The sequence below is a fragment of the Pleomorphochaeta caudata genome (assembly GCF_055395745.1).
In genome coordinates, this window is sequence record NZ_AP042458.1 from 711,523 (window position 1) to 737,711 (window position 26,189).

18 protein-coding genes are annotated in these 26,189 nt (G+C 28.8%); 9 read left to right on the forward strand and 9 right to left on the reverse strand.

From position 1 onward, the window contains the following. Positions 1 to 107 precede the first annotated feature (107 nt). Both ACZ5RS_RS03305 and gdhA read right to left on the reverse strand, forming a co-directional pair. Positions 108 to 335, reverse strand: coding sequence for a hypothetical protein (locus tag ACZ5RS_RS03305; RefSeq protein ID WP_464637471.1), 228 nt, complete (start codon positions 333 to 335; stop codon positions 108 to 110). 359 nt (positions 336 to 694) lie between these two features. Then, positions 695 to 2,032, reverse strand: a complete 1,338-nt coding sequence (gene gdhA, locus ACZ5RS_RS03310) for an NADP-specific glutamate dehydrogenase (RefSeq protein ID WP_464637472.1) — start codon at positions 2,030 to 2,032, stop codon at positions 695 to 697. 211 nt (positions 2,033 to 2,243) lie between these two features. On the opposite strand from gdhA, the gene ACZ5RS_RS03315 reads away from it, so the two are divergent. Continuing rightward, entirely contained in the window at positions 2,244 to 5,180 is a 2,937-nt protein-coding gene (locus tag ACZ5RS_RS03315) for a PEP/pyruvate-binding domain-containing protein (protein WP_464637474.1), read from the forward strand. A gap of 2 nt (positions 5,181 to 5,182) precedes the next feature. Here the strand turns inward: ACZ5RS_RS03315 and ACZ5RS_RS03320 are convergent, their stop codons facing one another. The 3 genes from ACZ5RS_RS03320 to ACZ5RS_RS03330 are packed head-to-tail and all read right to left on the reverse strand — an operon-like array spanning position 5,183 to position 9,650. Further along, positions 5,183 to 5,878: an RluA family pseudouridine synthase gene (locus ACZ5RS_RS03320; RefSeq protein WP_464637476.1), complete on the reverse strand. Its 696-nt coding sequence runs from the start codon at positions 5,876 to 5,878 to the stop codon at positions 5,183 to 5,185. 8 nt (positions 5,879 to 5,886) lie between these two features. Next, positions 5,887 to 7,839: a DNA topoisomerase IV subunit A gene (locus ACZ5RS_RS03325; protein ID WP_464637478.1), complete on the reverse strand. Its 1,953-nt coding sequence runs from the start codon at positions 7,837 to 7,839 to the stop codon at positions 5,887 to 5,889. Continuing rightward, positions 7,839 to 9,650 carry a DNA topoisomerase IV subunit B gene (locus tag ACZ5RS_RS03330; RefSeq protein WP_464638931.1) on the reverse strand — a complete coding sequence of 604 codons (1,812 nt, stop codon included), beginning with the start codon at positions 9,648 to 9,650 and terminating at the stop codon, positions 7,839 to 7,841. The genes ACZ5RS_RS03325 and ACZ5RS_RS03330 overlap by 1 nt, the downstream gene beginning before the upstream one ends. 165 nt (positions 9,651 to 9,815) lie before the next feature. On the opposite strand from ACZ5RS_RS03330, the gene ACZ5RS_RS03335 reads away from it, so the two are divergent. The 3 genes from ACZ5RS_RS03335 (at position 9,816) to leuS (ending at position 14,410) form a co-directional block, all read left to right on the forward strand. Then, positions 9,816 to 10,409, forward strand: coding sequence for a lysoplasmalogenase family protein (locus ACZ5RS_RS03335; protein ID WP_464637480.1), 594 nt, complete (start codon positions 9,816 to 9,818; stop codon positions 10,407 to 10,409). Between the two features lie 131 nt (positions 10,410 to 10,540). Then, a complete protein-coding gene (locus ACZ5RS_RS03340) occupies positions 10,541 to 11,794 on the forward strand; it encodes a hemolysin family protein (protein ID WP_464637482.1) in 1,254 nt (417 codons plus the stop codon). Positions 11,795 to 11,896: 102 nt separating this feature from the next. Then, positions 11,897 to 14,410 carry a leucine--tRNA ligase gene (leuS, locus tag ACZ5RS_RS03345; RefSeq protein ID WP_464637484.1) on the forward strand — a complete coding sequence of 838 codons (2,514 nt, stop codon included), beginning with the start codon at positions 11,897 to 11,899 and terminating at the stop codon, positions 14,408 to 14,410. Between the two features lie 48 nt (positions 14,411 to 14,458). Here the strand turns inward: leuS and ACZ5RS_RS03350 are convergent, their stop codons facing one another. Together ACZ5RS_RS03350 and aroF are read right to left on the reverse strand one after the other, a co-directional pair. Next, complete coding sequence (locus ACZ5RS_RS03350; RefSeq protein ID WP_464637486.1) at positions 14,459 to 15,211, reverse strand: hypothetical protein; 753 nt, start codon at positions 15,209 to 15,211, stop codon at positions 14,459 to 14,461. Positions 15,212 to 15,276: 65 nt separating this feature from the next. Further along, positions 15,277 to 17,181 (reverse strand): 3-deoxy-7-phosphoheptulonate synthase, encoded by a 1,905-nt coding sequence (gene aroF, locus ACZ5RS_RS03355; RefSeq protein WP_464637488.1) that lies wholly within the window; start codon positions 17,179 to 17,181, stop codon positions 15,277 to 15,279. A gap of 92 nt (positions 17,182 to 17,273) precedes the next feature. Between aroF and ACZ5RS_RS03360 the strand changes: the two genes are divergently transcribed. Continuing rightward, positions 17,274 to 17,942 carry an endonuclease III domain-containing protein gene (locus ACZ5RS_RS03360; protein ID WP_464637490.1) on the forward strand — a complete coding sequence of 223 codons (669 nt, stop codon included), beginning with the start codon at positions 17,274 to 17,276 and terminating at the stop codon, positions 17,940 to 17,942. Here the strand turns inward: ACZ5RS_RS03360 and ACZ5RS_RS03365 are convergent. Beyond that, on the reverse strand, positions 17,936 to 18,247 hold the full coding sequence (locus ACZ5RS_RS03365; RefSeq protein ID WP_464637491.1) for an NGG1p interacting factor NIF3: 312 nt from the start codon (positions 18,245 to 18,247) through the stop codon (positions 17,936 to 17,938). The two genes, ACZ5RS_RS03360 and ACZ5RS_RS03365, sit on opposite strands and share 7 nt — an antisense overlap. A gap of 36 nt (positions 18,248 to 18,283) precedes the next feature. On the opposite strand from ACZ5RS_RS03365, the gene pth reads away from it, so the two are divergent. The 4 genes from pth to ACZ5RS_RS03385 all read left to right on the forward strand — a co-directional run bounded on the left by pth (position 18,284) and on the right by ACZ5RS_RS03385 (position 24,481). Beyond that, positions 18,284 to 18,784, forward strand: coding sequence for an aminoacyl-tRNA hydrolase (gene pth, locus ACZ5RS_RS03370; protein WP_464637493.1), 501 nt, complete (start codon positions 18,284 to 18,286; stop codon positions 18,782 to 18,784). 148 nt (positions 18,785 to 18,932) lie between these two features. Beyond that, the gene (locus ACZ5RS_RS03375) at positions 18,933 to 22,262 is read left to right on the forward strand and encodes an alpha-amylase family glycosyl hydrolase (protein WP_464637494.1); all 3,330 of its coding nucleotides are present in this window, start codon (positions 18,933 to 18,935) and stop codon (positions 22,260 to 22,262) included. A 113-nt stretch (positions 22,263 to 22,375) separates the two neighbouring features. Continuing rightward, positions 22,376 to 23,644 (forward strand): cation:dicarboxylate symporter family transporter, encoded by a 1,269-nt coding sequence (locus ACZ5RS_RS03380; protein ID WP_464637496.1) that lies wholly within the window; start codon positions 22,376 to 22,378, stop codon positions 23,642 to 23,644. A 69-nt stretch (positions 23,645 to 23,713) separates the two neighbouring features. Further along, positions 23,714 to 24,481: a hypothetical protein gene (locus ACZ5RS_RS03385; protein ID WP_464637498.1), complete on the forward strand. Its 768-nt coding sequence runs from the start codon at positions 23,714 to 23,716 to the stop codon at positions 24,479 to 24,481. 54 nt (positions 24,482 to 24,535) lie between these two features. Here the strand turns inward: ACZ5RS_RS03385 and gpmI are convergent, their stop codons facing one another. Beyond that, positions 24,536 to 26,182, reverse strand: coding sequence for a 2,3-bisphosphoglycerate-independent phosphoglycerate mutase (gene gpmI, locus ACZ5RS_RS03390; RefSeq protein ID WP_464637499.1), 1,647 nt, complete (start codon positions 26,180 to 26,182; stop codon positions 24,536 to 24,538). Positions 26,183 to 26,189: the final 7 nt, after the last annotated feature.

Sequence of the window (26,189 nt, forward strand, 5' to 3'; positions counted from 1 at the left end):
GAAGGATAAAAAAAATCAGGATAGTCACAAGATTTGCAACTATCCCAATTTAATGTGAAACTATTATTTAAAAGTATAAAATAAATTTTATCTAATTATTTTCATTTTTATTTTTTAAAAAATTTGAAAAGACCTTTTTTCTTATCATCTTTATTTATAGTGACATGAACACTTTCCATCTCAATTGGATTTACTACAGCTTTCTTATCCAAATTGATTTTACTGATCTTTTTTATAGGTGTAAAAATATCACTAGCCTCTTCCACTCTAAAGCGCTGACTATCGAGGGTGCTATTTCTTCTTGACGTCTTCATTTCATATAAAGAATCTAACATCTTTTATCTCCTTAACACTGCAACAACGATACACTATCACGAAAAAAAGATTACCGCAAGACGATGATTTTTTAGAGTACTAAACAGAAAAAACTAATTATTTTTATATAAAAAAAATATAACTACAATACAAAAATAAAAAAAATTTATTAGTAATTCGATAACTTTAAAATTGAATTTATCTGCATATTTTTGATTAAAAAAAGGATTTTCCCGAAAAACAACTTAACTAACTTTTTTTTACAGCATTTTATTAAAATTAGTTTTACTTAAATTTTTTTAAGTAAAAAATAGGCGAGTATAAAATACCCGCCAAACAAAACCAACAAACCTGAAGACTAATCTAGTCTAATTTATAATTAATAACCTTGAGCTACCATTGCATCTGCTACTTTTTTAAAGCCTGCAATATTTGCACCTAAAGGATAATTAACGCTACCATCTTCCTGAGTTCCTTCTTTAACACATTGTGAATGAATGTTTTTCATAATCTGTTTAAGTTTCTCATCTACTTCTTCTGCTGTCCAGAAAATATGCATTGCATTTTGAGTCATTTCTAAACCAGAAACAGCAACTCCACCAGCATTAACAGCTTTTCCTGGAGCAAAAATCATATCGCTTGATAAAATATATTCAATAGCTTCTGGAGTACAACCCATGTTTGATGTTTCAACAACATATTTACAACCATTTTTTGCTAATTCTTTTGCATCTTCATATGCTAATTCATTTTGAATTGCACAAGGGAATGCTAAGTCAACTTTTACTTCCCAAGGTTTTTTCTTTGCAACGAATTTTGCACCAAAGCGTTTTGCATAAGGTTCTACTACATCATTATTTGAAGCTCTCAAATATAACATATAATCCCATTTCTCTTTTGTGTTAATTCCGTCTTCGTCATAAATATATCCATCAGGGCCACTTATGGTTACAACTTTAGCACCTAATTCTGTAGCTTTTTCTACAGCACCCCAAGCAACGTTACCAAATCCGCTAATAGCAATTCTCTTACCTTCAAGAGTATCTCCTCTATGAGCAAGCATTTCTTGTGCAAAATAAAGAGCTCCATAACCTGTTGCTTCTGGTCTAATTAATGAGCCACCCCAGCCTTGACCTTTTCCTGTTAAAACACCTGTGTTTTCATGTTTTAATCTTTTATATTGGCCATATAAATAACCAATTTCACGACCGCCTACACCAATATCTCCAGCAGGAACATCAGTATCAGGACCAATGAAATTATATAACTCAGACATAAAACTCTTACAGAATCTTAAAATTTCTGCATCACTTTTTCCTCTAGGATTAAAGTCTGATCCACCTTTACCACCACCCATAGGAAGTGTTGTTAAACTATTTTTAAAGATTTGCTCAAAACCTAAAAATTTCAAAGTATCTAATGTAACAGAAGGGTGGAATCTTAAACCACCTTTATAAGGACCTAAAGCACTATTGAATTGAACTCTCCATCCCTTATTTACTTGGATTTCTCCATTGTCATCTTCCCATTCTACTCTAAATTCAATGATACGTTCTGGCATTGTGATACGTTCAAGAATTTTATTTTTTAAATAAATTGGATTTTCATTAATGACAGGAAGTATACTTTCTAATACTTCTCTTGTTGCTTGTAAGAATTCTTTTTGACCAGGATTCTTCTGTTCTAATTGAGCCATGAAAGCTTCTAAATTATACATTTATTTTATCTCCTTCTAGATAAAAACTTATTTGTTACGACAACAGAGTATACCCTCTTTTAATAATCGTCAAGTTGCAATTTACAGTAATTTTAAAAGATTTTTTTAGTTATATGTTATTTTTTAACTTTCTATTTAAGAATAACTAAATTTTTAAAATAATAACATTTTTCTAATTGTTAAACAGAAATTCCTGTGTTATTATTATTAAATGTATAAATTAGACCCAACTTGGTTGCCATTTAGCAACTTGATGTTAAAACATATCTATAATGTATTATTAATATGTAGCGACTATGATAGATTCTTACTTGAAGAAGATGGAAGAGTCGAAGAAGCGCTTTATACTGAGTATACCCAATTAGGACTTTCAAACCCTCCAAAAATAACTCATGTTAATACACCTCAAGAAGCTTTGAAAATACTTAGTTCCTCTAGCAGAAAATTTGAACTAGTTATTTCAATGCTAGACTTAGGGAACGAACACGTAGAAGAATTAGCAGAGGAGATTAAAGAAGTCTATCCTTATATGCCAATTGTAGTACTCTCTCCTTCCCCTGTTCATAAAAGAAACAAACAAATAAAAGCAAAACAAATTCCTTCAATAAGTAATTTTTTCTACTACCAAGGAGATCCTATGATTTTCTTAGCTATGATTAAATTAGTTGAAGATAGAATGAATATTGACCATGATACAAACGAAGCTGATATACAAGTAATTATTTTAGTAGAGAACTCAATTAGATTTTATTCTTCCTTCTTACCTATATTATATAAGAGTTTAATTACACAAAACAGGTCTTCAATCCTTGAAGGATTAAACTCTTGGGGCAAAATACTAAGAATGAGAGGAAGACCTAAAATCTTACTTGCAAAAACTTATGAAGAAGCTTTGGAACTATATAATAAATATAAAGACAACATACTCGGAATAATCTCTGATATGGCTTATGAAAGAAATAACAGAGAAGATAAATATGCTGGACTAAAGTTATGCAAAGAAGTAAAAAAGGATAAACCTCGCTTACCTTTCTTAATCCAAAGTATGAATAAGGATAATGAAGAATTAGTAAATAAAACAGAAGCTCAATTTCTTTGGAAGAAAGCAGATAATTTATTATTTGCTTTAGAAGATTATGTAACAGCAAACTATGGTTTCGGTCCCTTCTTATTTAAAAACCCAAAAACTAATTCAGTTATTGCTTTAGCTAAAACTATGCGTCAGTTACAACATTCTATAGCAGATATACCAATTGATAGTTTTATATATCATGCAAGAAGAGATGATTTTTCAAAATGGCTAAGAGCTCAAAGTTTATATGTTTTAGCTGCTAGATTAAAACCTATAAAAATCATAGAAGGAGAAGAAGAAGAGGGTCGCCAAAACTTAGTAAGAGTAATTAAAGAATATAGAGCAGAAAGGACAAAGGGTGTTCTTGCTCAATTTTCAAAAGAAAATTATGACGAAACCCTATTCTTTAGCAGAATAGGAGAAGGTTCCCTTGGAGGTAAAGGTAGAGGTCTTGCTTTTATTGATATGGAATTAAGATCTAGTGGCATTTTAGAGAAGTATCCTGATGTATACCTTTCAATCCCTAGAACAGTAGTTATATCTACTCATAGTTTTACAACCTTCATCAACAATAATAATTTAAGAAACACTATTATAAAAACCAACGATGATAAAAAGATGCTTAAAGCTTTTTTAGAAAAGCCAATGCAACAAAGTCTAAGAGAAGATTTAAAAGAAATAATAAACGTTATTAAACAGCCCATATCAATTAGATCCTCTTCTCTATTAGAAGATTCACATTTTCAACCCTTTGCCGGAGTATACGAAACCTGCATGATTAGAAACTTAGGTGATGATGAAAGTAGATTAAGAGAATTAGAAATGGCAATAAAAACAGTTTGGGCTTCTACTTATTTCCATAATGCAAAAGAATACCTAAAAGCAACCGACCATATGATTGAAGAAGAGAAAATGGCTGTTGTTATTCAACAGGTTATTGGATCTAAACATGGAAAGTATTGGTATCCAAATATTAGTGGAGTTGCAAGATCCTTAAATTACTATCCGATAGCAGGAGAAGACATTAAAGATGGAGTTGCAAATATAAGTTTTGGTTTTGGTAAAAGCGTTGTAGATAATGGTAGCGTGTTTAGGTTTTCTCCAAAAAACCCTAAACGACCAATTCATTTTTTAGGAAAAAATCAGTTTAGTAGTCAAAGCCAATTCTATGCACTTGATTTAGAAACACCTTTTAATCCTTATAAAGATTTAGATAATCTAGAATTAATAGATATTTCAGAAGCAATAAAACATCCGGAAAGCTTAAAAGGCTGTGCTAGTACTTTTGATATTTCTACAGGAACTTTAAATGAAAATCCAAAAGCTGTTGGAGAAAAAATTATTACTTTTAACGGAGTACTAAAATACGACATGTTCCCATTAGCATCAATTGTCTATGATATTTTACAACTAGGAGAGACTGCAATGAGTACTCCTGTTGAAATTGAATTTGCTATAAACCTAAACAGAAAGCTTCCTAAAAAACCAGAATTTAGCTTATTGCAAATAAGACCAATAGCTGAAGGAAATGAAGAGAGTGATGTTACAATATCGAGAAAAGAAGAATTAGATTCTTTAATAGTATCAAATTCAGTTATGGGTAATGGTAAAGTTGATAACCTTTCAGATTTAATAATGATTAATTTAGACTCTTTCAAAACAGAAGATATGATTAATATGCCAAACGAAATTGAAGAATTTAATTCAGAGTTTGAAAACAAAGAAAATCAATATGTATTAGTAGTGGCAGGAAGACTTGGCTCTACAGATCCTTGGCTTGGAATACCAGCAAACTGGGCTCAAATTTCTAATGCTAAAGTTATAATTGAAACAGGATTGCCAACATTCCAAGTTGAACCTAGCCAGGGAACTCACTTTTTCCAAAACCTAACTTTATTAGGTACAAGATACATGACAATTAATCCATCCTTCAATGATGGCGTTCTAAAAACAGAAGCAATTGAAAAATTAAAAATAGTAAAAAAAGGAAAATATTTTACTCACTATAAAGCAAAAGAGCCATTTATCATAAAAATAAATGGCCTAAAAAGCAAAGGAATAATTAAATTACCTTAATTTTAATTTGAAATTGAATTAACAAAGTAGTCCCAAACTATCTCTTTTGGTGGTGGGGCTACAATTTTCATCATTTCTTTCTTTACAGGATGCATAAACTCAACCTCTCTAGCATGCAAAGAAATTCCACCATCCTTATTTGAACGAGGGAATCCATATTTTAAATCACCCCTAATATGAATATTCATAGCAGCTAATTGTGCACGAATTTGATGATGTCTACCTGTATGTAAATCAATTTCCAATAAATAAAAACTTTTTGAAGCTCCAATTAATTTATAAGATAATTTAGCAATTTTACTATTTTTCTTCTTTTCTAAGGTTGCAAAACTTTTATTCTTTTTTGTGTCTCTTGTTAAATAATGTGTTATTGTTGCCTCTTTTTGCTCAGGAGCGGCATCAACAACTGCCCAATAAGTTTTTTTTACGGTATTTTCTCTAAAAGCATTACACATACGACTCAAAGCTTTATCTGTTTTAGTATAGATTACAATTCCACTTGTAGGTCTATCTAGCCTATGAGGAATACCTAAAAAAACATTACCTTGTTTATTATAATTTTTCTTTAAATAATCCTTAACTTTATCTGCTAAAGTAAGATCATTAGTAATGTCACTTTGAACAAGTTCTTTAACATTTTTGTTGACTATAATCAAATGATTATCTTCAAACAAAATTCTATTCTTAATACTTTCCATTTTTTCCTTTAATCAAAAAGAGTTTTTTCTTCTACTATCTCTTTTACTTCTCTCATTTTTAATGAAGAAACTTCTTTAACTGTTAATCGAACGCCTTTTGTTTTACTACCCTTTATTAAATAGTCACTTAAATAGAAACTTTCTTCTTTTATTCTCAAACCTGGTTTCGGTTTATATACTACTTTAATTTCTGCATTCTCATAAGTCGTTAACTTAGTTAATTTAAAATCTTTATCATTTGGTAATAAAGGGTATACCTTATTTAATTGCCCTGAGCCAATAGTAAATCTCTTAATAAATAAATATTTATAAGTTTTTTGTTGAAAAATAATTGTAAATACTTCTTTTTCTAAAGTTTCTTTATCTCCATAGTTAATATAAAGCAAACCCTTTCCAATATATTCTTTTTCAGGATTAACTAAGAATCTATAAGAACCATCTTTCATTATTATCAAAACTCTATCAAAAACACTTATCTCTAAAACACTTTTTCCTGTTTTAATTGTATATCCAAGATATCCTGTTGATGAATCATATCTCAAATCTTTATCTCTTTGAGCGACTTCTTTTTCTTTTACTATTTCAATATTTTTAATAGTAGTTTTTCTTTTTCTCCTATCCTTATCAACCATTGATCTTAATTCATTGATATAGGTTATTGCATAGGATGTTAAATTTGCTAACTTTTTATCAATTTCTTCAATATTATTTTTTAAAGATTCAATTTCATCTTTATTTTTTTCTATATCAAACAAACTAATTCTTCTAATAGGAATTTTTAACAATCTTTCAATATCATCATCATTTAATTCTCTATATAGTTCTTCTTTATATGGAATAAATCCTTTATATATAGCTTTATTTATAGCTAAAGAACTCTTTTGTTGTTCAATTTTTTTATAAATTCGCTCTTCAACAAAGATTCTTTCAAGAGTCCTTAAATGTAATTTATCTTCTAATTTCGATCTTTCTAGTTCTAATTCGGCTTTTAATACATCAATTAAATGATGTGCATGAAATTTAACAATTTCACTTATTCCCATAATAGTTGGAACATTATCTTTGATAACTAAAGAATTACAAGATATTTTTCTTTCACATTCGGTATATGCATATAAGAGTTTTACAATATCTTCAGTATAAGTTCCTCTAGATAGATTAATTTCTATATTAACCTTATCAGAAGTATAATCATTTATTGAAGCAACTTTTAACTTACCTTTTTTTGCTGCGTCATCTATTGAAGAAATCAATCTTTCACTAGTAATTCCAAAAGGTAACTCTGTTACTACTACTCTCTTTGGATCTGAGGTATCTAACTTAGCTCTTGCAACAATTGAACCTTTTCCGTCATCGTAATTACTTACATCAATAAAACCACCAGAAGCAAAATCAGGATATAAGATAAAAGATTCACCTTTTAATTCTTTAATCATAGCATCCATTACTTCATCAACATTATGAGAAAAGATGGTTGTAGCCATTCCAACTGCAATACCATTTACACCTTGAATTACAACCAAAGGCAATTTTGATAAAAAAGCAACAGGTTCTTTATTTCTACCATCATAAGAATCAACAAATTCTGTTAATTCAGGATTATATAAAACCTTCTTTGCAAAAGGAAGAATTCTACATTCAATATAACGAGAAGCAGCCGCTTTATCTCCAGTTAACGAATTACCGAAATTTCCTTGTTTCTCAATCAATAAATCATTATTAGCAATATTAACTAAAGCTTCATATATTGAAGAATCACCATGAGGATGATATCTCATTGCCCAACCAACAACGTTAGCAACTTTATGGAATTTACCATCATCCATTTCAAAAAGAGTATGTATTATTCTTCTTTGAACAGGCTTAAATCCATCTTCAAGATCTGCAATTGCTCTATCTTTGATTACATAAGATGCATATTCTAAAAAGTTTTTCTTAAATAATTTTTCTACTTGTGCCATTAAATCAAGTTCTCCATAATAAATTCTCTTCTTTCTGGAGTGTTATCTCCCTGATAAAATTTTAAAAGTTTTGGAATTTCTGCAATTGAATTTACTCTAACTGGTTCAAGACGCATGTCTTCGCCAATAAACATTCCAAATTCCTTTGGATCAATTTCCCCAAGCCCTTTAAACCTTGTTATTTCAGCACCTTTAATTTGTCCAATTAAAGTATCTCTTTCCGCTTCAGAATAACAATAAGCAGTATTTTTCTTGTTTCTTACTCTAAATAGTGGAGTTTCTAAGATATAAACTCTTCCAGCTAATACCAATTCTTCAAAATAAGTTAAAAAATAAGTCATTAATAAATTTCTAATATGGAAACCATCAGTATCAGCATCAGTTGCAATTATAACTTTTCCATATCTTAAATTTTCAACACCATCTTCAAGGCCCAAAGCTTTCATCATGTTATAAAGTTCTGCATTTTTATATAATTCTGCTTTATTTTTATTAAAGACATTTAAAATTTTACCTCTTAAAGAGAAAACAGCTTGAGTCTTTACATCTCTACATTTTGTAATGGAGCCTGAAGCAGAATCTCCTTCTGTTAAAAAGATCATTGAATTCTCACATTCTTCAACATGAGATTTACTTTGATTCAAATGATATCGACAATCCTTTAATTTAGGAATGTTTAGGGCAACTCTTTTTGCAGAATTACGAGAGCTTTTTCTTACTTCATTTAATTCTTTTCTTAATTTTTCATTATGATTTATTTTTTCTGAAAGCTTATTTGCTTCTTCTGTATTTTTAAGTAAAAAATCTATAACACCATCTTTAACTTCTTGTACAATCCAACCTCTAATTTCTGTGTTTCCAAGTTTATTTTTTGTTTGACTTTCAAAAACAGGGTTTTCAATTTTTACAGAAATTGCACCTAAAATACCTTCTCTAACATCTTGTGCTGACCAACTCTTTTTAAAATGATCATTAACGGCCTTTAAAAAGCCTTCTTTAAAAGCAGAAAGATGAGTCCCTCCATCAGCTGTGTGTTGTCCATTTACATATGAAAAATAATTTTCTCCATAACTATTCGCTATATGAGTAATTGCAAATTCAATATATTCTCCTCTATAGTGAATTAGAGAATACATCGAGTCCCCATCTACTTCTTTATCTAGTAAATCTAATAAGCCTTTAGAACTTTTATATTTTTTACCATTATATATTAAGGTTAAGCCAGGATTTAAATATGCATAATTCCATAATCTAGCTTCAATAAAATCTTCATCAAATTTATATTTTTTGAAAATTTCATCATCTGGAATAAATTCTGTATAAGTACCATCTAATTGAGTTTTATCTTTACCTTTTTTTTCTTCTAAAAGTTTTCCCTTTGAAAAAGTCGCACTTACATATTTTCCATCTCTATAACTTACAACTTTAAAATGCGAAGATAAGGCATTAACAGCTTTAGTTCCTACGCCATTTAATCCAACAGAACGATGGAAAACTTCATTTGTATATTTAGCACCGGTATTAATTTTTGATACGCAATCTACAACTTTACCTAAAGGTATACCTCTTCCATAATCCCTAACAGAAACTAAAGAATCTTTTAATGAAATTTCAATTCTATTACCACATTTTTCATTAAATTCATCTACACTATTATCAATAACCTCTTTAAAAAGTATATAAATACCATCGTTTTGATTACTACCGTTACCCAAACGACCAATATACATACCACTTCTTAATCTTATATGTTCTAGAGCTGATAAAGATTGAATTTGATCTTCATCATATATATTCTTTTTATTTTCCATATCATTTTCATTATACATTATTTTGCTTCTTTTTAAAATATCAATAATTTTTTGTATTTTAGTATTAATCTATTGAAAAACCTTAACTATATTATATTTGATTTTTCCCCAACCGTGTAATATTATTTACATATGAATATAATTGCCTTAATTTTATTTATATTAATGAGTATTTTTAATATAATTGCATGTAATAAAAATAAAAAAATTCTTATTGCCTTAACAAAAATAACTCTTGCTCCATTAGCATTAGTTAATGTATTAATTAATTCAAACTTCAATAATAGAATAATTTTTCTACTATGCTTAGCTTATGCACTATATTTAATTGGAGATATTTTACTCTTAAGTATGAAAACTCTTTTATTTGCCTTAGGTTTATCAAGTTTTCTTTTAGGACATTTAACTTTTATCTTTATATTTACCCTTTTTAATAAATCATATTGGATTTTACTTATTGCTTTAGTCCTTTTAATTTATCCTGAAATTTTAATGTTTAGGATAACTAAAAATGGACAAGAATTAAAAATCCCAATGAGAATCTATTCCTTATTAATGGCTGTATTTATTGCCTTTAGTGCAACAACTCTAAATCCTCTTTTAATTTTTGGCACATCTATTTTTACTATAAGTGATAGCTTTATTGCAAGAAATAATTGTATGAAAAAGAGAATATTTAGTGATGGAGCCATTATGGGCACATATACCTTAGCTTTAATATCTTTATCTTTAGGAATGGTTATAATAAATACCTTATAATCAGCCTTTTTAATTGTTAATTACTAAAAAGAACTTGCTTGCTTTAATTTTTTCTTTTATATTTTTATTATGAAATGCTCAATAGATGATGATGTTAATCTGCAATTTTTAATTAATATAGGAAGAACTCTATGATTGATGAAATAATAATCATAATAGTTCTAATAATTCTTAGTGGAATTTTCTCTTCCGCAGAAACAGCTTATACAGCTCTTTCTCTAATTCAAATTAAAGAACTTGAAAAAAGTAAAAAACGAAGTGCTAGACTTGCTGCAAAACTTACACAAAATAAAGATACTTTATTAACAACCATACTAATTGGAAACAATGTAGTAAATATTAGTGTTTCATCTCTTGTAACAACTTTCTGTATAAAATATTTGGGTCATAATTTAGTAGCCTATGGAACGGGTATATTAACTTTAGTAATATTAATATTTGGGGAAGTAACCCCAAAACAATTAGCTATTAGCAATTCTAAAAAAATAGCTAAGTTTATGAGTTATCCAATTTTTATTTTATCAAAAGTATTATTTCCTTTAGTCTTTTTCATTAAAGCTTTCGGAAACATTGTTGATAAACTATTTAATAAGGAAAGCAAAAAGGGATTAACTTTAGAAGGATTATTACATGTTGTTGATGTTGCTGAAGACTTTGGTGTTGTTGATGAATATGAATCTGATTTAATGCAAAAAGTATTACACTTTTCCAATAATCCAATAAAAACCATTATGACTCATAGAAATGATGTTTTTTCTATTTCTGAACAATTAACTATAAAAGAAGCTTTTTTAGAAATAGTTAATTCAGGATTCTCAAGAATCCCTGTATATAAAGATACTAAAGAAAATATTATTGGTATTGTTTTAGTAAGAGATATATTACAAGCTCAAATTAACAATAATATGGACGAACCTCTTTCTACTATTATTAGAAAACCAATTTTTGTTCCTGAAACAAAACATGTTGATTATATTTTCTTCTTATTTAAAAAAATGAAACTACAACTTGCTATTGTATTAGATGAATATGGTGGTTTTGCTGGAATTATATCAATGGAAGATGTAGTTGAACAATTGCTTGGTGAAATATATGACGAACACGAAATCAGAGAAGGTGAAACAATACGACCTGTGAAAGGGGTAAAAGATTTATATATTGTGCAAGGAGAAACACCTTTTATTAATTTCTGTGATAAAATGGACATTAGTTATAAAAATGCAGAAAAAGTTGGAACTATTGCAGCATACTTAATGAGTTTAACAGGAGACATCCCTAAAGAAAAAGATTCAATAAGCGATGAATTTGGTATATATACAATCTTAAAAATGAATAAAAGAAAAATCGAAGAAATTAAATTCAATAGAGTTAGAGAAACTTTCTAATTATTTATTATTGGGTCAATTGTTTAAATAGTTTATCTAAATCTTATTTTCAAAAATAAAACTATATTGACTCAAACATTATGCAAATGTATTATTGGATTTATGAGTAATTATCCTTTTAACGAAATAGAAAAAAAATGGCAAAAATATTGGGAAGAAAACCAAACTTTTGCTGTTTCAGAAGATGCGTCAATCCCAAAAGATAAACGCAAATACGTATTGGACATGTTTCCTTATCCATCAGGGGCAGGACTTCATGTAGGACACCCAGAAGGCTATACAGCTACAGATATTTATTGCCGCTTTTTAAGAATGAATGGCTATAATGTTCTCCATCCAATGGGTTTCGATTCTTTTGGGTTACCTGCAGAAAACTATGCTATAAAAACAGGCACTCATCCAAAAACAACTACTGAAAAAAACATCGACAATTTCAGAAAACAAATTAAAAGTTTAGGCTTTTGTTATGACTGGAATAGAGAAGTTGCAACTCATACAAAAGAATATTATAAATGGACACAATGGATTTTTATTCAACTATTTAAAAAAGGTTTAGCTTACGAAGCTCAAACTCCTATTAACTGGTGTCCAAATTGTAAGACTGGTCTTGCAAACGAAGAAGTAAAAGACGGAAAATGTGAACGTTGTGGAACTCAAACTGTTAGAAGAAATATTCGACAATGGGTTCTAAAAATCACTGAATATGCTGATAGATTATTAGAAGACTTAGACACCTTAGATTGGCCTGATTCTGTAAAAGCTATGCAAAGAAACTGGATTGGAAAAAGTGAAGGAGCTTCAGTATTCTTTAAATTAGAAAATTATGAAGATAAATTAGAAGTATATACAACCCGTTGTGATACATTATTTGGTGCTACATATATGGTTATTGCACCAGAACATCCTCTTGTTGACAAAATTACAACTGCAGAACAAAAAGAAAGTGTTAAGGAATATCTCGCTAAAACCGCTCAAAAGAGTGACCTAGAGAGAACAGACCTTGCAAAAGATAAAACAGGTGTATTCTCAGGCAGTTATGCAATTAACCCTGTAAATGGGAAAAAGATTCCAATTTGGATTGCAGACTATGTATTAATTAGCTATGGTACTGGTGCAATTATGGCCGTTCCTGCCCATGATACTAGAGACTGGGAATTTGCTAAGAAATTTGATCTTCCAATTATTGAAGTATTAAAAAGCAAAGTTGATGTTCAAAAAGAAGCTTGGACTGAAGACGGTGTACATGTAAATTCTGATTTCTTAGATGGCCTTAATAAAGAAGACGCAATTAACGCAATGCTTGCTTGGCTTGAAGAAAGAAAATTAGGTTATAAAACAACTAACTATAAATTAAGAGACTGGATTTTCTCAAGACAAAGATATTGGGGAGAACCAATTCCTCTAGTACATTGCCCAAAATGTGGTATTGTACATATTAAAGAAGAGGATTTACCTCTTGAATTACCTCAAGTAGATAGTTATGAACCAAGTGGAACAGGAGAAAGCCCTCTTTCTGTTATTGATGAATGGGTAAATACAACATGTCCTGTTTGTGGTGGTCCTGCAAAAAGAGAAACAAACACAATGCCTCAATGGGCAGGTTCTTGTTGGTATTATCTAAGATATTTAGATCCACACAATACAAAAGAATTTGTTTCTAAAGAAAAAGAAGAATATTGGATGCCTGTTGATTTATATGTAGGTGGAGCTGAACATGCAGTTCTTCACTTATTATATGCAAGATTCTGGCATAAAGTTCTTTTTGATTTAGGTCTAGTAAAAACAAAAGAACCTTTCCAAAGATTAGTAAACCAAGGAATGATAACTAGTTTTGCTTATCAAAGAAAAGACAAATCTCTTGTTCCAACAGACTTAGTTGAAGAAAAGGGTGAAAAATACTTTGAAAAAGACACTGATAATGAATTAGAAAAAGTAATTGCAAAGATGTCAAAAAGTTTAAAGAATGTAATTAATCCTGATGATATCATAAATGAATATGGTGCAGATTCTATGAGAATTTATGAAATGTTCATGGGACCTTTACAGGTATCAAAACCTTGGTCTACTTCAGGTATTGGTGGAGTTTATAGATTCTTAGATAGAATTTGGAGACTAGGAGAAGAAAGAACAATCTCTGAAGAAAAACCTTCAGAAGAATTACTTAAATCTCTTCATAAGACCATAAAAAAAGTAACAATTGATACTGATACTCTTAACTTTAATACAGCAATTAGCCAAATGATGGTTTTAGTAAATGAAATTTACAAAACTGATACTCTACCTAGAGAAGTCTGGGAAACTTTATTATTACTATTAAGCCCATATGCTCCTCACATGGCAGAAGAACTATGGCAAAGAGCTGGTAATAAGGCTTCTATTGCTAATGTAAAGTGGCCTACATACATTGAAAAACTTACTATAGATAATGAAATTGAATTAGTTATTCAGGTTAATGGTAAATTAAGATCAAAATTAAATGTAAATAAAGATATTTCAAAAGATGAAATGATTGAACTTGCATTAAATGATGAGAAAATCAAAAACTGGACTGATGGAAAAACTATAATTAAAAAAATTGCTGTTCCTGGTAAACTTGTAAATATCGTTGTAAAATAAAAGATAATACTCAATCTTGGCTGTATCCTTTGCTGATACAGCCTTTTTTTATAAAAATTCTGGACAAATTTCTTCTACTTTTACAAAATACTTTCTTTTTCTTGTATCAACAATAATATTCATACTATAGCCTTTTTCAAAATTTATATAATAATGCTCTCCATCCCCTAAACTTAAACTGATTCTTCTATAATTTTTATCAGAAATATTAAATCCACCTTCATCTGGATTTTCACTAATCCAATAACCATCTATTGCTTGTTCTAAAGATATATTTAAATTATCCAATTCATATATAGAATCAAAACTTAAAGTTCCATTTAATAAATCTCTTGCCAAAATTAATTTATCAAAAGAAAATAAGAGATTTTTTTTATTCAAATAATCAAATAATTTATCGTAATTTAAAGAGCTTACGGCTTTTGAGTTTTGTAAATACAAAGATTGAAGGTATTTCACTAAATATCCATTTTTATAATCAAGTACAACTCTATTATCATCCCCTGGCATAATTACCCCTCCAAGAGGAGAATATTTATTAAACGGTTTAGCACAAATAAAAATTGGCCTATCTTTTCTGACCCAAAGTTTTATGCTTTTTTTACCTCTACATAAATGTTTAAAAAGTAAATTACCCACTTCATTTGTATAACTTAGGGTATACCATAACTCCATATTGCTAGCACTTTCAAAAGGATGTTCATCTTTAAGTATTACTTCAACCTCCTTATAATTAAAACAAAGAGAACAATTAGAAAATAATAAAAGCACAATAAATAATAAAAAAAATACCCTTTTCATATAATTAGAAAAGGATATTTATATTAGATTGCTTTTAATTTATAATTTATATTTTAAAACATTTATTAATTTGATGAATTAAATTTCCCTAAAACTCTAAAAGAAGAACATTGTTTCTTTAAAATTTTTACAACATCTTCAAAAGCTTCTTCTTTGTCTAAAATATCTGTTTCAGCAAAGAAAGAATATTCCCAAGGTTTTCCTTGTATAGGTCTCGATTCTAATTTACCTAAGTTAAATCCATAATCACTTAAAACTTTTAAAGCTTCAAATAAAGAACCTGGTTTATGAGATACATTAAATACAATAGCAGCTTTATTTACTTTACTTGCACTTAAAAAGTTCTCAGCATTTTCTTCTCTAGAAATTATATAGAATCTTGTATAATTATTTGGATGAGATTCAATTCCACCTTCTAAGATTTTCATCTTATGATAAACAGCAGCTGGTTCTCCTGCGATAGCAGCAAGAGTTTTATCATTCTTTTCTTTAATAAATTTAACAGCACCTGCGGTATCAAAGAAAGGAACAGCTTTTGCATTTGGAAGTTGTTTTTTTAGATAATTTGCACATTGAGCTAAGCCTTGTGGGTGTGAATAAACTTCTTTAATATCTTCTTTTTTTGCATCAGGTAATGAAATTAGATTATGAATTATTCTAACATGTTGTTCCCCGATTACAACGATATCTGGATAATTAATCAAATTATCAATATTATCGTTTATTGTACCACCAAGAGTATTTTCAACTGGGATAACACCATATAAAGCATCCCCTTTCATAACTGCTTCAAAAACATCTTCAAAGGCTTCACAAGGCAGAACATCTTTATCATCAAAAGTTCTTCTAAGAGCTAATTCACTAAATGCTCCGCGTTCACCTTGGAATGCAATTTTGTCAGAAGAAGAATATTGATTTTCAATATCTGTTAAACTAGAAGGAATAATTCTAGGAATTCTTTCTAAACTTTTTCCAACAACAGTTGAAAGAGATTGAACATCTCTCATTAATTTTTCAAATTGAGCAGGATATAAAGATTGAGGGCCATCACTTAATGCAACTTCAGGTTTATTGTGTACTTCAACAATTAAACCATTTGCTCCACTAGCAATAAGTGCTAAAGACATTGGAGAAACTAAAGATCTGATTCCTGTAGCATGACTTGGATCTCCGATAACTGGTAAGTGTGTTAGCTTTTGAACAATTGGAATAGCACTACAATCTAAAGTATTTCTAGTTGCTCTTTCATAAGTTCTAATACCTCTTTCACAAAGAACGATTTGATCAGTTCCGTTAGCCATTAAATATTCAGCAGCCATTAACCATTCTTCAATAGTTGCAGATAAGCCACGTTTTAATAATACTGGCATTTTAGTTCTACCAACTGTTTTTAATAATTCAAAGTTTTGCATATTTCTTGCACCAATTTGGAACATATCAATATATTTACTCATCATTTCAACATCGGAAGGAGAAACTACTTCTGTAGTAACAGGCATACCATAAGTATCCCCAGCTTTTCTTAAATATTTAAGACCTTCTTCTCCTAAACCTTGGAAAGAATAAGGAGATGTTCTTGGTTTAAATGCACCACCTCTAAGAATAACTGCACCAGCTTCTCTTACTTGTGAGGCAATTGTCATAATTTGTTCTTCAGATTCAACAGCACAAGGTCCAGCCATTACAACAACTCTTGAACCACCAATTTTAACATTTCCAACTTGAACAATTGTATCTTCTTTTTTAAGTTCTCTAGATGCAAGCTTATAAGGTTTTGAAATTGGAACAACAGAAGAAACACCTTCCATTTGTTCAACAATTCTATGATCTATACTAGCTCGTCCAACAGCGCCCAAAACAGTTTCTTCTTGTCCAACTATTTCTTTTACTTTGAACCCTTTATTAATTAAAAAGTTTTTAATATCTTCTTTTTGTTTAGGTTTTATTTGCTTATTTAAAATTACTATCATGAAAAAACTCTAAGCATAATAGTTAAAAAAATCAAGTAAAACAAATACAATTTTGACTTGTTTAACTATTATTTATATGATAAAGAGTTAATATGAATACAATATATTGGGATAATTTTTTTTCTAGAATAAAAAGTGAATTAGAGAAGTCTAATATTTCATTACCATCTGTTTCATTAATTGCAATAAAATATGATAAAAATCCTTTTTGTATATTAGTCTCTACAATTATTTCCTTAAGAACAAAAGATAAAATTACTCTTGAAGCAAGTTATAGATTATTTGATTTAGCAACCTCAGCAAAACAGCTAATAAAACTTGATAAAGGTCAAATAGAAAAAGCTATTTACCCTTGTGCTTTTTATAAAAGAAAAACAGAAAATATAATTAACATTAGTCAGATTTTAATAAATAAATTTAATTCAGAGGTTCCTAACAATACTAAAGAATTAATGCAATTACCCGGTGTTGGAATTAAAACCGCCAATCTTACATTAAATTTAGCTTTTGATATAAAAGCAATATGTGTAGATTGTCATGTTCATCAAATTGCGAACAGATTAGGCTGGATTAATACAAAAACAGCTGAGGAAAGTGAAAAAGAACTTCAAAAGGTAATGCCTAAAAAATATTGGATTGGACTTAATGAACTCCTTGTAAGTTTTGGACAAAGCATTTGTACATCAATTAATCCAAAGTGTGATATTTGTAGTGAAAATTCATATTGTCCAAAAATCGGTGTAAAAAATAAAAATCAATAATCTTCAAGTTTTACTAAAGAATAAGCTATAACTTCATAAGGATGTGTTTTCTTCATAGCTAAAATAACAGCATCAAGGTATTTATCATCAATAAAAAATTCAACTTTCCACTCTTCTTCTTTATGAATTTCCCCTATATCTCCAATAAAAGGATGAGAGTTTTCACAAGCTCTAAATTGACCTACACCTTTTGTTTGCCAACAACAATAATCATAACCACCAAATTTTCCAGCACCTGCATCTAACATCGCTGCTTTTACAACTTCCAAATGAGTAGCTGGAATATATACATGCAAAGAATACATCTTGTAATTGCCTCCTGCAAATATTATATTATAGTTATGATAAAATTGATTATATTTTTAGGCAACCCTGGTAAACAATATGAAAACACAAGACATAATATAGGGTTTAGCTTATGTGATTATAAATTTCCACAATTAGTATTTCAGAAAAAATTCTTTAGTCTATATTCAAACTATAATTCAATTAAAATTTTAAAACCTCAAACATTAATGAACAATAGTGGTAAAGCGGTACAGGCTGCTATGTCTTATTTTTCAATTGAAAGCAATGAAATTCTTGTCGTTCATGACGATATGGAATTGGCTTTTTCTGATATGAAAATCCAGCAAGGAGGAGGCTTAAAAGGCCATAATGGATTAAAAAGTATAAAAAATTTTATTAAAAAAGATGATTTTTATAGATTAAGGTTTGGTATAGGTAGACCAAAACACAACAACGTTGCTGCCTATGTTTTATCGAAATTTGACACAGATGAGAAAATATCTCTTCCAATTCAATTAGATAAAGCTAGTAAATTAATTGATTCTACTTTATAAATAAATAAAAGCACAAAAAATATCTAAAAAAGTTGAACAAAAAACCGATTTAAAACTGAAAGATTATTAATTACTGTAACCGTTTGCATGATTAATTATTTAACTTATAAACAGAAATATGTTATACTTCATTTGTTTAGGAGGATTTATGACATCTAGAGATTTTAGGCTATCAAACATTGTCAGAAAGGAAATTAATGACTATTCGAGTTACTTCAAAACCACAGATAATATTGCTTCTTATTATCAACAAGCTCAACAATTATCTTATAAATATAATACCACAACAAAAAATGAGGATTATATTAGTGCTTCAAAATTGAATGCTTGTGCAATATTACATTTATTGTACCAAAATTTAATTAGTCAATATTTACAAAATACAGATATCAATTTCTTTTCTAGAATGTCGCCTTTGGTTTCTAAAAACAAATCAGTTAATGATGTTTTAGCATTCTACTCAAGAGAATTTCCATCAACAGCACTCACAGAACAAGAAGTATCACTAGAACAATATACTGAAGAAACTACAAGAGGCTTTTTTGTTCATAGAGTTATGACTCATAATCCAGCATTAAAAAAAGCTATAAAACCTTTAATTTATAGAGATGAATTAAAATTCCCTCCAGCTTCAAAAGCTCTTTCTGCTATATTAGGGGAATTCATATCTAATGGTCCTAATATGATTGGAAGTGAAGAAGATCTTTTTTCTTTCTTACTTACGCCTTCAACACTTTATCCTGATTCCCTTTTTGATCAAATAAACTTTATATTAGATGAATGGTCTCATCTATTATCTGATGAATTAAAAGTAAATTTGATTAAAGCAATAGACTTAGAAAAAGAAGAAAACAAACCAGTATTCTTTGATAATCAAGGTGGTAATAATACTGGAGAAACATATGTTCCAGATTATTCACTATTAGACAATGAATATGAAGCTTTTACTGAAGATAGAAACTGGATGCCAAATGTAATAATGATGGCAAAAAGTACTTTAGTTTGGTTAGATCAATTATCTAAATATTACAAAAGAGATATTACAAGATTAGACCAAATTCCAGATGAAGAATTAGATAATTTAAGACAAAGAGGTTTTACCGCCTTATGGTTAATTGGACTTTGGCAAAGAAGCGATGCTAGTAAAAAAATCAAAAATCTATGTGGAAATCCTGAAGCAGAAGCCTCAGCTTATTCTTTAAAAAACTATGAGATTTCTCCAGCTATTGGAGGCTGGGAAGCACTAAATACATTAAGAGAAAAATGTATTCAAAGAGGCATTAGACTTGCTTCAGATATGGTTCCAAACCATACGGGTATTGATGGAGATTGGGTAATTAACAACCCAGAATTATTTATTCAACAATCATACCCTCCTTTCCCTTCCTATACTTATAGCGGAGAAGATTTATCAAATGATCCAAATATTGAAATTAAACTTGAAGATCATTACTACAATCAAAGTGATGCAGCAGTAACTTTCTTAAGAAGAGATAAAAGAACAAATGAAACAACTTATATCTTCCATGGAAATGATGGTACATCCATGCCTTGGAATGATACAGCTCAACTAGATTTCTTAAATCCATTAACTCGAGAAGCAGTATTCCAACAAATTAGACATGTTGCTAAAAACTTCTCAATAATAAGATTTGATGCTGCTATGACCTTAGCAAAAAAACATATACAAAGATTATGGTATCCAAAATTAGGTCACGCAGGAGATATTGCAGGAAGAACAATTTATAGTCTAAGTGACGAGGACTTTAACAATAGAATTCCAAAAGAATTTTGGAGAGATGTTGTTGATAGAATGGGAGAAGAATTACCAGATACCTTATTACTTGCTGAAGCATTCTGGATGATGGAAGGTTATTTTGTTAGAACTTTAGGAATGCATAGAGTTTACAATAGTGCCTTTATGAACATGTTAAAAAATCAAGAAAATAAAAAATATATTGATTCAATTAAGAAAACATTATTATTTGATCCAGAAATTCTAAAAAGATATGTAAACTTTATGAGCAATCCTGATGAAGAAACCGCTATTGGACAATTTGGAGATGGGGATAAATATTTTGGTGTTTGTACTTTACTTTCAACTATGCCAGGACTTCCAATGTACGGTCACGGTCAAATTGAAGGACTAAAAGAAAAATATGGAATGGAATATAAAAAAGCATATTGGGATGAATGGCCAAATGATTGGTTAATCGAATCTCATTATAAAAAAATATTCCCATTATTAAAAAAGAGATATTTATTTAGTGGGGTTGAATATTTCAATATTTATGATTTATATCAAAATGGAAATATTCATGATTCAGCTTTCTGTTATTCAAATGGAACAAGTGATGAAAAAACTATTGTTTTCTATAATAACCAATATGAAAGTGTTGAAGGTTATATTAAAAATGCTGCCCCTAAACTAAATAAAAATAAAGACAAGACAATTCATTCAACAATTGCTTCTAATTTAAATTTAATTTTAAGTGGTAAAAACTTCTTAGTATATAAAAACTTTAATGATGGACTAACTTATTTAATCCCATCCTTAAAGATATATGATGAAGGTTTTTGGATTCACCTAAATGGATTTGAAACAAAAGTTTTAATTGATATTAGAGAAGTTGAAGATATAGACGGAGCTTATTCTAGATTATATGCAAAACTTGGTGGCAATGGTGTTCAAGATTTAAATCTAGAAATTACCGCAATGCGCTTAAAACCAATTTATAAAGCTATGGATAGTTTAAGAGATCCTTCTATATTAAAAACAATAGAAAATATAACAAAAGGAAAATCAACTAAAGCTCTTAATAAAAAACTAATCTTACAAATTGCACAATTATATTCTGTATTACCAACAGCATATGAAAAGTTAAGTGATTTTACAAAGACCTATATTATAAATGAACCTAAAACTATTGATCCAAAAAAAATGTTAAAAACTTTTGATAATTTCTCAAAACTTTTTAAAGAAAATTTAATATTCTCAAATAGTGGATATGCAATGAATGAATTACCGTTAATTATTGCTTCAAGTCTATTCATTTATCCATACATTAGAAATTCATACTCCATTGATGATACAAATAAACTAAGCAAGAAACTATTAATTTCTTACTTCTTTAAAGATTTCTTTAAAGACTTAAATTTAAATGAATCTCAAGAAAAACATGTTATTAATGGTGTTGCAGTATTTGTTGGAGCCTATAAACACATAAAAGAAGATAGTATTAATGACTTTAAGAAATTGTTTGATTTAGAATTCTTTAGAAGATTCATCTTATGCAATGATTACAATAATATAACTTGGTACAAAAAAGAAGCTTTACAAGAATTAGTAATTTTAACAGCAATATCAAAAGCTCTTTTTTCAGATGAAACTTTTGATATAGAGGAATATGTTTCAACTCTATTTAACGCAGAAAGGTCTTCTGAATATAAATTAAATAAACTTCTTGAAAATATTTAAGCAACAAATAGATGAAAGAAGAACTATACATAAATTATGTATAATAAGAACAAATACAAGCCTAAATACTATATTTAATTGACTTGTATTAAAGGATAAGGTAATCTAAAAACATGAAAACTTGGATAACTTATTTAGTTGCAACCTTTATGGGGCTAGCTACAACTTTATTATTAGGGCAGTTTGAGGCCTATACAACTTTTATTCAAACACTTTCTTCAATCTTAATTCAGTTTGGAGGTTTTGTTTTATTCCCAATAGTTCTCATATCCTTTGCTTCTGGTGTTGCTTCTTTAAGAAAAGATAATATGGGATTACGCTTAGCGGCTTCATCAATAGTTTGGACAGTATTATCAACTTTAATTTTATCATTTGTTGGTATTTTACTTTTCTCTATTTTTCCTGTAGTTTTTCCTGCTTCTTCAAGTGCCGGAGCGGGAACATCCGCAGTAATAAACTATATTGAAACCTCTTTTTCTTTAATAAAAGATGTTTTTAGACCTATCAATCCTTTCTATTCAATAAGTTCTGCTCAAAATTTTCTACTACCAATAGTTGTAATTGCATTTTTATTTGGATATTTTTTAAAACCATCAAGTGATATTATTAAACCCGCATATGTTACAATAAATTCTTTTAGTGAAGTAATGTATAAAATTTGTAGATCCTACTCTATTTTAGGCTTTGCTCTAGTATATATTGTTTCTGCTTCATTCTTTGCTACACTTCAAGATGAAGCAACTATTTTTGTTGCTCCAACATTTGTATTAAATATATTAATTATAGCAGTACTAGCAATCTTTGTTGTTATTCCTTTGCTTTTTGGAATAATTACAAGCTTTAAAGAAAATCCTTATAAAATATTATATAGAACACTTGGAGCTTCAATTGCCGGATTATTTTCTGCAAATATATTCTTTGCAACCCCAATCACATTATCCTTAACAAGAATGAATCTTGGCGTTCAAAAAAGAACTTCTTCAACAGCAATTCCTCTTGCAACAATTTTTGCTAGAGGTGGAAGTGCAATGATTGCAAGCTTTACAATTGCTTCATTAATATATGCAACAACTAATACAATTCCAGATATTTCTCTCTTAGTATTTATTGCTTTAGTTTCAACCTTCATTTCTTTTATTTCAAGTATGTTTTTAGGCTTTGAAGTTTTCTTTATTGTATATTTTACACTAAAATTATTAGCAATAGATTTACATACTGCTGAAATGTCAATTGTAGGATTAATTCCTTTCCTTTGTGGGCTTGGAACAATGATTGATGTAATAATTTCAGCATTTGCTGCTGCAATTTCAAATATTTGGATTTTACATAAGGAAAAAGGCTTATCTCAGCTAGTTCATGTTCCTTATAAAAACATGATATAATAATTAAATAGATATTAGATATGGGCTTTTAATTATTAAAGCCCTTTAATTATATAAAAAAGAGGGGTTATGAAAAAAAAATTTCAATTAACAATAATAACACTCCAAGGAGCAATCTCTTTAATTTATATTCTATCTGTTTTATATATCCTTATAGATAATTTACGTTTTAATACTAATTTATATTTTAATGATCAAAACTTTTTTTCTATAGTTATTCAATTAATAACTTTTTTTGCTCTTGCTATACAAATTTACCAAATGAATGAACCTCAAAGAAATAGTTCAACCTCATTATTACTTCTAGTTTTATTAATGTTATCTATAGATGGAATTGTACTTTTACCAGATTTATTTAAAGCATTAAAAGTAACTATTATATCTCCAATAATTATTGGTAAAATACATATATTCTCTATAGTATATTCAACTCTATTATTAATTCTATGTGGAATAAATCAGAATGAAAGAAATACAAAAAATACTAATAGTCAAATCATTTTTTCTTTTGCAATAACATTTATTTTAACTTATGCAATTAATATTAATTCCCCAACAATTAATAATCCATATTATATGTTAGATACAAGTATTCAATTTAAAGCATTTTTTATTTTTCTAATGATTTTAGCTATTTTAAGTTTTATTCCCTCTTATTTAACTGATAAAACAAAACATAATAAACTTAAAACTTATTCATATATATTTTTTACAATTTCATTAGCATGTTTAAAAACATCAAATAATATTAATTTAATTGTTCAAATTATTGCCTTATTATTACTTATTAGTAGCTCTATAATATTAACAATAAATTTAAAATCTTATTCTATATAAAAAAAAGGAAATAAACTTAAAATTTATTTCCCTTTTTTCTATTTATTTTAATTACTATTTTAAAGTAATAATTGATTTATCATAATCTTCTGGAGCATCTAAACCTAAGAAATTCATAATTGTTGCAGGAATTGAACTAATTCCTAAACCTTCATTTAATTCTTTACTATATTCTCCATTATATTGTGGATCAACAATAATACAAGGAACAGGATTTAATGAGTGAGAAGTCTTTGATTTAGGAGAACCATCTTTTTTAGCTTTTACCTCACCTTTTTTATCATGTTCAAACATATCATCAGCATTACCATGATCGGCTGTAATAATCATTACACCACCAGCTGCTTCAACAGCTTTTTGAATTCTTCCGATTTGTAAATCCATTGCTTCCATAGAACAAAGAACAGCTTCGAAAACACCTGTATGTCCAACCATATCACCATTAGGGAAATTTAATTTTATTACATCCCAAGAGCCTTCATTAACTTCTTTTATTACTCTATCAGCAATTTCCGCACATTTCATCCAAGGTCTTTGTTCAAAAGGAACAATATCTGATAATACTTCAACATATTCTTCTAAGTTCTCATCAAATTTACCAGACTTATTACCATTAAAGAAATAAGTAACATGTCCAAATTTTTGTGTTTCAGAAATTGAGAATTGTTTCTTGTTATTTGCACATAAATACTCTGCCATAGTTCTATCAATTGAAGGTGGAGATACTAAATATTGAGCTGGTACATGTAAATCACCATCATATTCCATCATTCCTGCATATTCAACTTTTGGACAGCGTTTTCTATCAAATTCAGTTAATTCCTTTGCTTCAAAAGCCTTAGTAATTTCTAGAGCTCTATCTCCTCTAAAGTTAAATAATATAACACTATCATTATCTTCAATTGTTCCAACAGGTTTATTATCTTTTGCAATTACAAAAGGAGGTAAATCTTGGTCAATAGCACCAGTTTCAGCTCTTAATGTTTCAATGGCTTCATGAGCAGATTCAAATTTTCTACCTTCACCTAAAACATGAGTTTCCCAACCTTTTTTTACCATATCCCAGTTAGCATTATATCTGTCCATTGTGATAACCATACGACCACCACCTGAAGCAATTTGAGCATCAAAAGAATCATCACTTAATTCATTTAAGAATTCAACAAAAGGATCAAAATATTCTAAAGCACTCATTTCACCTACATCACGGCCATCTAATAAAGCATGAACTCTAACTTTTGAAACACCATCAGCTTTAGCTTTTTTTACCATTTCTTTTAAATTATTTATATGAGAATGAACATTACCATCAGATAATAAACCAATAAAATGAAGAGTAGATTTATTGTCTTTAGCATTTTTAATTAATTTTGTCCAAGTTTCACCTTCAAACATTTTGCCAGAAGAAATTGAATTAGCTACTAATTTAGCACCTTGTGCAAAAACTCTACCACAGCCCATTGCATTGTGACCAACTTCACTGTTTCCCATATCTGCATCAGAAGGGAGTCCTACAGCAGTACCATGAGCTTTTAATTTTGTCCAAGGATATGTTTTATATAGTTTATCTAAAATTTCAGTATGAGCAGCTTCAACTGCATCTCCTGATTTATATTTACCAAAACCTACACCGTCCATTATAACTAGAACAATAGGACCTTTACGACTAATCTTACCATTAGATTTTAAGGGTTTAACCATTTTTAAA